The organism is Acinetobacter sp. ANC 4173 (genome assembly GCF_004331255.1).
GTDB lineage: Bacteria > Pseudomonadota > Gammaproteobacteria > Pseudomonadales > Moraxellaceae > Acinetobacter.
Window position 1 is genome coordinate 1 of record NZ_SJOF01000019.1, and the last position, 12,393, is coordinate 12,393.

Genomic DNA, 12,393 nt, shown 5'->3' on the forward strand with positions numbered 1-12,393 from the left:
GTAGTGGCATCCAGTCCATCCAGGTCTGCCGCTGTAATCTGGCCGCTGATTGTGCCCGCATCTTCAGTGCCTGTACCGGTGATTGCACCGCTGATCGTGGTCGGGTTGCTTCCCACGGTCACTGTTACGGTGGCGGTTTCAGCGACGCCGGTACTGCCGATCGCGGTATAGGTGAAGCTATCGCTACCACTGAAACCTGCATTCGCGGTGTATTTCACGGTGCCGTCTGGGTTGATGCTGACGCTGCCGTTGGCCCCTTGTGTCACACTGCTGACTGCGACGCTACTGCCTTCAAATGAGTCATTCGCAAGTACATTGATATTGACCGATTGGCCGCTGCTGACCGTGGCGGTATCATTAAATGCATCTTGTTCGGCACTCACCGTGACCGTGATGGTTTGGGTACTGCTATTGCCCAAGGCATCTTTCACGGTAATCACAAAGCTGTCCGAACCGTTATAGTCCTTCACTGGAACGTACGTCCAGTTGCCATTTCCATCCACACTCGCTAGACCGTGCGCTGCTGTGCTGGTCACACTGTAGGGCGTAGTGGCATCCAGTCCATCCAGGTCTGCCGCTGTAATCTGGCCGCTGATTGTGCCCGCATCTTCAGTGCCTGTACCGGTGATTGCACCGCTGATCGTGGTCGGGTTGCTTSCCACGGTCACTGTTACGGTGGCGGTTTCAGCGACGCCGGTACTGCCGATCGCGGTATAGGTGAAGCTATCGCTACCACTGAAGCCGGCATTCGCGGTGTATTTCACGGTGCCGTCTGGGTTGATGCTGACGCTGCCATTGGTCCCCTGTGTCACACTGCTGACTGCAACGCTACTGCCTTCAAATGAGTCATTCGCAAGTACATTGATATTGACCGATTGGCCGCTGCTGACCGTGGCGGTATCATTAAATGCATCTTGTTCGGCACTTACCGTGACCGTGATGGTTTGGGTGCTACTATTGCCCAAGGCATCTTTCACGGTGATCACAAAGCTGTCAGAACCGTTATAGTCCTTCGCTGGAACGTACGTCCAGTTGCCATTTCCATCCACACTCGCTAGACCGTGCGCTGCTGTGCTGGTCACACTGTAGGGTGTAGTGGCATCCAGTCCATCCAGGTCTGCCGCTGTAATCTGGCCGCTGATTGTGCCCGCATCTTCAGTGCCTGTACCGGTGATTGCACCGCTGATCGTGGTCGGGTTGCTTGCTACGGTCACTGTTACGGTGGCGGTTTCAGCGACGCCGGTACTGCCGATCGCGGTATAGGTGAAGCTATCGCTACCACTGAAGCCGGCATTCGCTGTGTATTTCACGGTGCCGTCTGGGTTGATGCTGACGCTGCCGTTGGTCCCCTGTGTCACACTGCTGACTGCAACGCTACTGCCTTCAAATGAGTCATTCGCAAGTACATTGATATTGACCGACTGGCCACTGCTGACAGTGGCGGTATCATTAAACGCATCTTGTTCGGCACTCACCGTGACCGTGATGGTCGTTTCAGTTTTACCACCAAGCCCATCTTCTACAATAACAGTAAATGAATCTTGTCCATGATAATCTGGATGTGGTGTATAGGTGTAAGTTCCATCTTTATTAATAACGACGATCCCATGTTCAGGATCTGTACCTTTCGTATAACTTAATTTATTTTGATCAATATCAGTTGCAGCAATACGGCCTGTAATAGTTTGATCTTCTTGTAAGGTAATTTCTACATTTGGCACATTTGACACATTTGGTGGATTATTAAGAGAACTTAATGATGACCATTCATACAACTTTTCAGTTTGACTAATTCGGTTAGTTTCAGGATATTGAGGACTTAATGGTGCAAGTGGTTCGACAATACGATTCAATGTCAGTGGTGTATAACCATCCGATACACCTTGCTCACCAATACGAGTCAACTGTACGAAACGATGCCCGCCATAATTTGTGGTTGGGTCCTCTTGAAACCATCCTGTTTCAATTTCAATATAGTCCTTACCATTTTTTTGGAATACTCGACCATTTTCCAGGCGAATTAAATCACCTTGCTCTTCAAAGTCATCTTCAAGAGTTTTGTATTTCGCTACAAATGTTTCAATTTTCTGAATTTCATCAGCTAGGTTATGAACCTGATTCTCTTTTGCAAGTAATTGACCTACATCCAACACCCCATTTTGTTGGCTCAGATCACTACCATTAATTTGAATCACTTTTCCATTTGATAAATGTAAAACAACCTTACCATCTTCAGGAATAACCAATTTATCATGCTCTGATAAATTTATATTTTTTCTCAATGCTGAATGTTTACCAGACATTGTTACTTTATCAACCGCTCCAACAATCGAAATAACTTTCACATGTACAAGCATTAGTTATTTACCCCTTAAATTATAAAAATTCCGTGCATAACATTCTGATCAGGTCTATCAAAGTAGCTTTTAGTACCCAAAAAACCGTGATAAATAATTTTGATGTAAAATCTATATTTTTTGATTTCCGTCCTAGTAGAAATCAATTGGACCGTTTTGCTTTTTTATCTATTCCCGACATATAACGAACTATCTCTTTTTAAAATGATTAATTGATTATTATTTTCTGGAAAACGGGAGTGTAAAAGCTGTGAATTTAGGTCCAGCACACGCATTGACAATTCAATTGAATTCATAACCATAGAAGGCTTAACCATAGAAATTCTACCTAATTTTTGATATTAGTAAGCAAAATACATCAATAACGTTTACTGGTTCACATTTTACACAAGTATGTTTGATTTGCACGCTGTTTTTAAAGAATTATGTGATATAAAAAAGTGAAACTTTTATTAAAATTAGTGAAATAGGAACTATCTCCCTAAATAACCAAAATCAAGGATAAGAAGTTGACTTGAAAAGGAGGAGAACTAGAGCCATCAGTTGAGTTAGCACACCAAATTTACAACTCCAGTCTGTATGTTCAATAGTATCCAATTTATTGTTTTGGCCAAATGTAACGATAGAGTTTATTGAAGCGACCAATTCCCTAAAAAAGAAAAGAAACTTAAATTTGCTTCTTATGAACCATTGCTCTATACAAGTGATGACGTATTTTTTGACTTTCCTATAGCAAAAGAATTTAAAAAAAATGCCTCGATAGACTGTATCCAATGGTTTTTAGTACTGCTTAAACCTATTGTTGGAATTCAGATTTTTAATTACTTGATCTAGATTTTATAATTCCACATCCAATTGAAAACAGACCTATTCTATATTTTAATTTAGCTGAACTTAGCAAAAAGGCTTATATTGATTCTGTCTATACAGATGGAGCATATGACACGAAATACTACCGACAAGTGATTTCAGATCGACAAGCACATGCAGTGATTCCACCAAGAAAAAATGCGAAACCTTGGAAAGACAAGCAAGCGAGATCTATAGAAAGGAATGAATTATTAAAAACAGTCAAACGTCTGGGACGAGCCATTTGGAAAAAGTGGTCTGGGTATCATCGTCGAAGTTTGGTGGAAACCAAAGTACATTGCATTAAATTATTAGGCGATAAATTAACTGCAAGGAACTTTCCTAGTCAGGTGAATGAAATTCATACGCGTGTAGCCCTACTCAATAAATTTACTGAATTAGGTCGATCTCATACCCAAGTTGTCTCTTAAATTTGAGTCGCTTAGAGAAACTCTAGTTATGAAATCTTTGTGCAACAAAGCCGTTATGAGATAAAAATATTAAAAAGAGTTTAGAATTATTATGGTTTTTTTAAACCTATTTCTCATCCCATCCAAAATCATCCTGTTACTACTTTTTACATCCAAAATTTGATGAAGGGTAGATTGAGGAGTAAAACCATAGATAAAAAATAAGCCCTTGTAAAAACAAGGGCTTATTTAGATAATTGGCGGAAGCGGTGAGATTCGAACTCACGGAGGACTCACACCCTCGTCGGTTTTCAAGACCGGTGCATTAAACCGCTCTGCCACGCTTCCATGTGCGCAAGAATACTAAGCTTTTTCATTTTAGACAAGTAAAAAATACAGTTAAAACATTCAAGTGTGTATTGTTTCATCAATTCCTTAAATTTTGGTTGCAATTTCAGCGCCATCACGAATTGCACGCTTTGCATCAAGCTCTGCTGCAAGTTTTGCACCACCAATAATATGGTAATTGGCTAAAGTGGCCTGCCCTTCACTTGGCATTAAATCTTTTACAGATTCTTGCCCTGCACACACCACGATGGTATCGACTCGAAGCAACTGATCCTGACCATTGGTTTCAACCCACAAGCCTTCATTAGTCACGGCTTTATACTGCACACCACGTAACATCCGTACCGCATGTTTTTTTAATTGCGCACGATGTACCCAACCCGAAGTCTTACCCAACCCAATGCCTAATGGCGTGGTTTTACGTTGTAATAAATAAATCTCACGTACAGGCACTTCAACTTCTGCATGTCGTAAACCACCTTCTGTCATATAGTGTGCTTCAGCAGCCACCCCCCATTCCCGCTTCCACTCAGCTAAAGGTTGCGGCTGAACTTGATGTGGCGGTTTTAATAAAAACTCAGACACATCAAAGCCAATTCCCCCAGCGCCAATCACTGCAACACGATGACCGACTGTTGCTCCTCGCAGTACTTCCGCATAAGAAAGTACATTCGGCGCATCACTGCCTTGAATCTTTAATGCCCGTGGCACGACACCCGTAGCAATAATAACTTCATCAAAACCTTCTCGCTCTAATTGTTCGCGACTGACTTGGGTATTTAAGCGTAGCTCAACCCCTGTTTTTTCCAGCTGCACTTTAAAATAGCGAATCGTTTCGTGGAATTCTTCTTTGCCAGGAATCACTTTAGCTAAATTAAATTGCCCACCCACTTCATGACTGGCTTCAAACAATGTCACTTGATGCCCACGTTCTGCCGCAACTGTGGCTGCCGACATGCCTGCAACTCCACCACCTATAACCGCGACACGTTTAGGCTTAGCAGTTTTGACATAAACCAATTCAGTCTCAAATGCCGCACGCGGGTTGACCAAGCAAGTTGCACGTTGATTTTTAAAGGTATGATCCAAACACGCCTGATTGCAGGCAATACAGGTATTGATTTCATCTACCCGATTGGTCGCAGTTTTATTGACCCAATAAGGATCTGCCAAGAATGGACGTGCCATTTGCACCATATCGGCTTTGCCTTGTGCCAATATTTCTTCTGCTGTATCTGGCATATTAATTCGGTTTGAGGCAATCACAGGCACTGTCACATGCTTTTTCACTTCTGCGGTATAGTCAGCGAATGCTGCACGTGGCACCGAAGTCACAATAGTCGGAATACGGGCTTCATGCCAACCAATGCCTGTATTTAATAAGGTAATACCTGCTTTTTCTAAAGCTTGTGCAACGGTAATTACTTCTTGCATGGTGTTGCCATCATGCACCAAATCCAACATAGATAAGCGGAAACAGATAATAAATGTCTCCCCCACTTTCTGACGGATTGCTTTGACAATTTCAACCGCAAAACGCATACGATTGTCAATCGAACCACCCCAACGATCTTGACGTTGATTGACATGACGGCTTAAAAACTGATTCAGTAAATAACCTTCTGAACCCATAATTTCGACACCGTCATAACCCGCCAATTTTGCAAGATATGATGTTTGCGCATAATCTTGAATAGTGGCCAAAATGAGTTTTTCACTCATCTGGCGGGGTTTGAACGGTGAAATAGGAGACTTAATGGGGCTAGCAGATACCACGAAAGGTTGATAGCCATAACGACCCGAATGTAAAATCTGCATGAGAATTTTTGCCCCATGCTTATGCACCGCATGGGTCACCAAACGATGCGGTGCAATATCTCCCATGGTATTCATGGTACCACCTGCGGGAAGCAGCCAACCTTGACGGTTCGGTGAAATTCCGCCTGTAATAATCAGTCCAACCCCTCCTTTCGCGCGCTCGCCAAAATAGGCAGCCAGTTTAGGATAATTATAAAAGCGGTCTTCTAAACCTGTATGCATAGAGCCCATCACCACACGGTTTTTAATGGTGGTAAAACCCAAATGAAGGGGTTTTAAAGTATTTATATAGGGTGTGGTCATGGTGAATCCTTATAATTTATTGGCTTTGCAACTTGTTGCATAATACTTTAACGTGATTTTTTATTTTGTTTATGGCTTTAACAGACTGATTCACAAAATAATCAGCCAATAAAAAAGTGTAGCCAAATTCTATTGCGAGTTGACTACACTTTTATCACAACTTATGAATCAGCTGTTGGATTTACTTCCAGTATTTTAATTTCGAGGTCTGCCCAATCCCTACATTAAAACTATTGGTTGGGTCAAGCTTTTGATAATGCTGTTTTAACGCAGGTTTCGCCACATACAAATGTCCAACATTATGCTCTGCGGGATATTCAGCACCACGATCATCCAGTAAATGCCACATTTGATGTTCCATTGCCAAAGGATCGACACCTTTTTTGACAATATAGTCCTGATGGAACACATGACATAAAAAATGTCCGTAATACAGTTTATGCACGATCATCTCGTCCATTTCTTTCGGCAAGGTTTCCACCCATTCACGGTCATTACGACGTAAAGCAATATCCAGCGCTACAATATCTTCCACTTCACTCCGATGGGTATCACGATAACGAATCGCAGCACCCGCGACTGCAAAACGATGTAAAAAGGCTTTTCGCCCTTCTTCTTCACTACAATGAAAAAAACTGCCTGTAGAACGCTGGGAAAAATAACCGCTCAGAAACTGTTTCACTTGCTCCACATCCTGATTTTCAATGCGTAAAATCAGATGATGTTCATAAAGATCACGAAATTCATTCATGCGTTTTGGTAAATGATTCGGCATAAACTTGGTGATCAATTGCAGAACTTTATCGGACAATCCTTTCAAGCCTACTTTTTCCAAATAGCCATCAACTTTGTCCTTCATGGCAAAGGCAGCAGGTACTTTAGCCGTACCAAATTTTTCAATAAAGACAAAAGTATCTTTACCGTATTCTGCACCAATGTCATATGCGACGCGGTGAATGTATTCCCCTGCAATCGGTAATCGCGGCAAATCTTTCAGTAAAAAACGACGAATTTCTGTCAAATCATCCTGTGCATTGGTGCCCACATAAAACACCTGACTTGGAATCTTCTCAAAAGTATCTAGTCGAACCGCAAACACACAAATTTTTCCTGCCGAACCGGATGCTTCAAACAAGCGGGATGGGTCGGCATTAAATCGTGCAGGGGTCGCTTCATCTACTTGCTTGACATCATGGGCATAACGCTGGTCAGATGCACAACAGCTTGGATTATGCTGCACATCAAGCATTTGATATTGCTGATTTTGCAGACGAGATAAGATTTCTTCAGGCGTAGTACCTAAATCTACCCCCAAATGATTGACGAGTTCCAATTGACCCGCTTCATTGACTCGGGCATAAAGTGCCAATTCGGTATAAGCAGGACCACGGCGTACCAAAGCACCGCCTGAGTTATTACACACACCGCCCAATACAGATGCACCAATACAAGAAGAACCAATCACCGAATGTGGTTCACGATTAAAGGGTGCCAGTTCTTTTTCTAAACGATCTAACGTTGCTCCAGGCAGACAAATCACTTGCTGCCCATCACGAATAATTTGAATGCCCGCCAACCGACGTGTGCTCATCAATATCACAGGGCGGTCATAATCATCACCAAAAGGAGTCGAGCCACCTGTCAAACCGGTATTAGCCGCTTGCATAATTACAATACAATCCGCATCAATAGCCGCTTGCAAAACTTGCCATTGTTCAAGTAATGAACCCGGTGCGACAACAGCCAACACTTTTCCTGCACCATAGCGACGACCTTGGCGGTATAAACGAGTGTCTTTATCTTCGGTTAATACATATTGTTTACCGACAATAGCGATGAGCTTTTGAATGGCGTACTGTGCATCTGATTGAGTTTGCATATGAAATTTTCCTATTCCAAATGTTAATCAGGAATAATGTTTATTGATTTAATTTTTTATTTAAGTTTTTGAATTAAAAATAAAAAATTAAATTTTAATCCGATATCGAAAGAATCCCCCCCCAAATCCCCCTTAAAAAAGGGGGAACTTTTTCATTCCTTTAATCTTGAAAGATGTAGCCCCTCCTTTTCTAAAAGGGAGGCTGGGAGGGATTAAAGTAAAATGAATTGGGAGATGAATTAAAAAATTTAAATATTTTCAACTCATAAACTTATGACTGAACCACCACACTCGTTAAAGCTCTTCACTCAGCCAACTCTCTCTCTAACTTGACCAAACAGTCAGATGTAATATCTGTAATGGTTTTGGCACCAGTCAACGTCATGGCAACCCGCATTTCTTTATCAATCAATTCTAAAAGATTTGAAACACCAGCACCGCCCGCTGCACCTAATGCGTAGACAAAAGCACGACCCAGCATACAGGTGTCCGCACCCATCGCTAGCATACGCACCACATCTAAACCATTACGAATACCTGAATCTGCTAGGATTTTAATATCGCCTTTGACCGCATCGGCAATTGGAGGAAGCGCACGTGCAGAAGATAAAACACCATCAAGTTGACGACCACCGTGGTTTGAAACCACAATACCATCTGCACCAAAACGCACTGCATCTTTGGCATCTTCGGGATCAAGAATACCTTTAATGACCATTGGGCCATCCCAAAACTCACGAATCCACTCTAAGTCTTTCCATGAAATAGACGGATCGAAGTTAGAACCTAACCAACCAATATAATCTTCCAAACCAGTCGGTTTACCCAAATATTTAGAAATATTACCCAAATCGTGTGGACGTCCCATCATGCCGACATTCCACGCCCAATGTGGGTGGAAACACGACTGCATATAACGACGCATTGCGGCATTAGGTCCACTCATTCCCGAGTGGGCATCACGGTAACGCGCACCCGGAACAGGCATATCCACAGTAAATACCAATGTCGAACAGCCTGCTGCTTTAGCACGTTCCAAGGCATTGCGCATAAATCCGCGGTCACGCAGCACATACAATTGAAACCACATTGGGCGCTGAATAGCAGGTGCCACTTCTTCAATTGGACACACTGAAACGGTCGATAATGTAAAAGGAATGCCTTTTTTATCCGCTGCCACTGCCGCCTGAACTTCACCGCGACGCGCATACATACCAGTTAAACCCACTGGCGACAATGCCACAGGCATCGACAAAGTTTCATCAAACAGTTTGGTTTCAAGACTCAGCTCTGACATATCGTTCAGAACGCGTTGTCTTAATGCAATTTTAGAAAGATCTTCTACATTGCGCTTCAGGGTATATTCTGCATAGGCTCCACCATCAATATAGTGGAAAAGAAATGGCGGTAAACGACGTCTCGCAGCTTCGCGATAATCATTTGCAGATGAAATAATCATGGTTATATCCTGTTTAAACGGCTCGAACGTTGTCGACGAGCTTCTTCCTCATCAATCGAACGTACTTGCTGAACTACAAACTCAATGTGCCCACATACAGCCTTGCGTGCGGCTTCAGGGTCTCGGCGCTCAATCGCATCAATCACTTGTAAATGTTGTTCATGCAATTGATCAAAACGGTGCGCTTCGGAATAGACTTTGCGTCGTCCTAAAGCCACGTTAAATTGCAACAAATCGAACACGCCACGCATGACTTGAATCAGCACCAAATTGTGAGAGGCTTCTGCAATCGCCAAATGAAAATTGGCATCGGCACGTGCAGCTTGCTCATCATCGCCCAAAGACTGGAAATGGGTAATTTGGTCATAACAATTACGGATGTGCTGAATATCCTCTGGGGTGGCGCGTAAAGCGGCATGCCATGCTGTCCCCCCTTCCAGAATAATTCGCGCTTCCTGCACATCAAAACGATAAGCAGGATCTTCATCAATTAGCTCACTCAGCGGCTGAACAATTTGATGTTGCGACCAAGAGCTAGGTGATTGTTGTAAATAAGTTCCCGCACCGACTTTGCTGACCAGCATGCCCTGACTGGTCAATTGCTGTATTGCCTCGCGCAAAGAGGAACGGGATACACCAAGTTGCTCACACAACTTTCTTTCAGCAGGCAAACGGTCTCCAACTTGCATATTGCTTTGTTCAATCAATACACGCAGGCTTTGTACAGCTTTATCGGAGACTTTCATCTGCTTTCCTTAACGTTGGTACACAATTTGTGTTATGGAATCATCCATGGGAACACATAGGCTTGTAAGGTAATAATAATACCCATCATGATTGTGAACGTTATACTGTGTTTTACGGTAAAACGGAATAAATCAGACTCTTTACCGACCAAGCCTACCGCCGCACAGGCAATCGCAATCGATTGAGGCGAAATCATTTTACCGGTTACACCACCACTGGTATTGGCCGCCACCAAAAGCACTTCTGGCACACCAATTTGTTGTGCAGTTGTTGCCTGTAAAGCAGCAAATAAAGCATTGGCAGAGGTATCTGAACCTGTGAGGAATACACCAAGCCATCCTAAGAATGGTGAGAAGAAGGTAAATGCATGACCTGTATGTGCAAGCGCCAATGCCAATGTTGCAGACATGCCTGAATAATTGGCAATAAAAGCAAAAGACAACACCATACCAATAGAATAAATTGGGATTTTTAATTCATTAACGGTTTCACCAAAAGTAATTACTGCTTCTTTTGGCTTCATTTTTAAGAAAATAATGGTGATGATTGCAGCAATTAAAATTGCAGTACCCGTTGCCGAGAACCAATCAAATTTATAAATTGCATCGTAATCTTTAATTTCAGGAACAACAGGTGGCATCTTTTGAATCATTTGATGCAAATACGGCACTTTGATTGCAATCACGAGGTCATGTAATGCACCATCTTTGGTAAATAAATCCTTAAACGGTTTTACGCTCCAAATCGTGACCATCACAGTTAAAATCGCAAAGGGTGACCATGCTTTAGCAATTTGAGCAATTGAATATTTCTTTTGCTTTTGTTCTGCTAAATTCTCATCAACATTACCTTCTTCATTGGCAAAACGGAAAATATGTTTCGGCTGCCAGTATTTCAATAAAATCGTTAATGAAACCAAAGAAGCAATCGATGCCGTAATATCCGGTAATTCAGGACCAACAAAGTTTGAAGTTAAATATTGTGCAATCGCAAATGAACCACCACCCACAATAACTGCTGGCCATGTTTCTTTCACACCGCGCCAACCATCCATAATCGCCATGATCCAGATCAATACAATCGGCACCATAAATGGTAACTGTCGGCCGACCATCTGACTGATTTCATGGGTGTCTACACCAGACACCTGACCTGCCACAATAATTGGAATCCCCATTGCACCAAAAGCCACAGGCGCGGTGTTCACAATTAAGCAAAGACCTGCTGCATATAAAGGTTTAAAACCTAAACCCACCAATAATGCTGCGGTAATTGCCACAGGTGCACCAAAACCTGCTGCACCTTCTAAGAAAGTACCAAAAGCAAAACCAACGAATAGCATTTGTAAGCGCTGATCTTCAGTAATCGACAAAATGGAAGAACGAATAATGTCGAACTGGCCTGTTTTCACCGAAATTTTATACAGGAAAACAGCGCCAATAATGATCCACGCAATAGGCCATAAACCGTAGAAGAAACCATAAACCATGGATGCCAAAGCCATCAGCAAAGGCATTTTATAAGCAAATAAAGAAACAAGCAGTGCAAGTACAACCGTGATCGTACCTGCCACACTACCCTTCATACGAAAGACAGCCAGCGCTAAAAAGAAAAAGATAATTGGAATAAGTGCAATTAAACTGGAAAGCCAGATATTGCCAATAGGATCGTAAACTTGTTGCCAATGTTGAAGCATTGTCATCTCCTTGAAATGCTTACTAGAGCCTTGAGTTGGTCAGATCATCCTGATGTAAAACGATCAAATTGGTCAGACCAATAAACCAAAAGTGTAAAAAAATAATAGCTGTTTGCGCTATTATAGTAGTTTCAAACCTCAAACAGGTCAATAAAAAAGCATAATAAATATATTGGTCATACCAATATATTAAATCCGTTTTATTAAAACACTCTGTTTATAAAAAATGAGTAATCGTCGTAACACTACTGTTTTTATTTGTTTTTTTAGATTGAGCAATTCCAGACTGCATAATTATTCAACTTTAGTCGAATTAATGTGTTTGTTGAGGATTTATCCAGCCTTCAAGGCAGTTCTCGGAGTTTTATGTGAATTACAAAGCTTTAACCCGTGGAAAAATACTGCTTTTTGGGGCGTCAATTTACGTATATCCATTAGAAAATTTACTGTTTTTTTTATTTTGACTTTGTTTTGCGAAAACAAGCGTCTGGAAAAGTGCTACAATCGCAAAAATATGTATTCTTTCA

The 12,393-nt window shown here is 42.1% G+C and carries 6 protein-coding genes, 1 tRNA gene and 1 pseudogene; 1 reads left to right on the forward strand and 7 read right to left on the reverse strand.

Going from position 1 to position 12,393, the window contains the following annotated elements; all coding sequences use genetic code 11:
* A partial coding sequence (locus E0H94_RS16785) for an Ig-like domain-containing protein (protein ID WP_131327544.1) occupies positions 1-2,357 on the reverse strand: 2,357 nt, incomplete at its 3' end.
* Between the two features lie 911 nt (positions 2,358-3,268).
* Here E0H94_RS16785 and E0H94_RS16795 point away from each other — a divergent pair.
* Positions 3,269-3,637: pseudogene (locus E0H94_RS16795) on the forward strand (transposase); the annotation flags it as partial.
* A 237-nt stretch (positions 3,638-3,874) separates the two neighbouring features.
* Here the strand turns inward: E0H94_RS16795 and E0H94_RS16800 are convergent.
* The 6 genes from E0H94_RS16800 to lldP form a co-directional block, all read right to left on the reverse strand.
* Positions 3,875-3,964: transfer RNA gene (locus tag E0H94_RS16800), tRNA-Ser, on the reverse strand.
* Between the two features lie 87 nt (positions 3,965-4,051).
* Positions 4,052-6,085, reverse strand: a complete 2,034-nt coding sequence (locus tag E0H94_RS16805; protein ID WP_131327545.1) for an NADPH-dependent 2,4-dienoyl-CoA reductase — start codon at positions 6,083-6,085, stop codon at positions 4,052-4,054.
* Positions 6,086-6,266: 181 nt separating this feature from the next.
* A complete protein-coding gene (gene dld, locus E0H94_RS16810) occupies positions 6,267-7,964 on the reverse strand; it encodes a D-lactate dehydrogenase (RefSeq protein ID WP_131327546.1) in 1,698 nt (565 codons plus the stop codon).
* A gap of 304 nt (positions 7,965-8,268) precedes the next feature.
* Positions 8,269-9,423: an FMN-dependent L-lactate dehydrogenase LldD gene (gene lldD / locus E0H94_RS16815; protein WP_131327547.1), complete on the reverse strand. Its 1,155-nt coding sequence runs from the start codon at positions 9,421-9,423 to the stop codon at positions 8,269-8,271.
* A gap of 2 nt (positions 9,424-9,425) precedes the next feature.
* Positions 9,426-10,169: a transcriptional regulator LldR gene (gene lldR, locus E0H94_RS16820; RefSeq protein WP_131327548.1), complete on the reverse strand. Its 744-nt coding sequence runs from the start codon at positions 10,167-10,169 to the stop codon at positions 9,426-9,428.
* Between the two features lie 32 nt (positions 10,170-10,201).
* Entirely contained in the window at positions 10,202-11,872 is a 1,671-nt protein-coding gene (gene lldP / locus E0H94_RS16825; protein ID WP_171462089.1) for an L-lactate permease, read from the reverse strand.
* Positions 11,873-12,393: the final 521 nt, after the last annotated feature.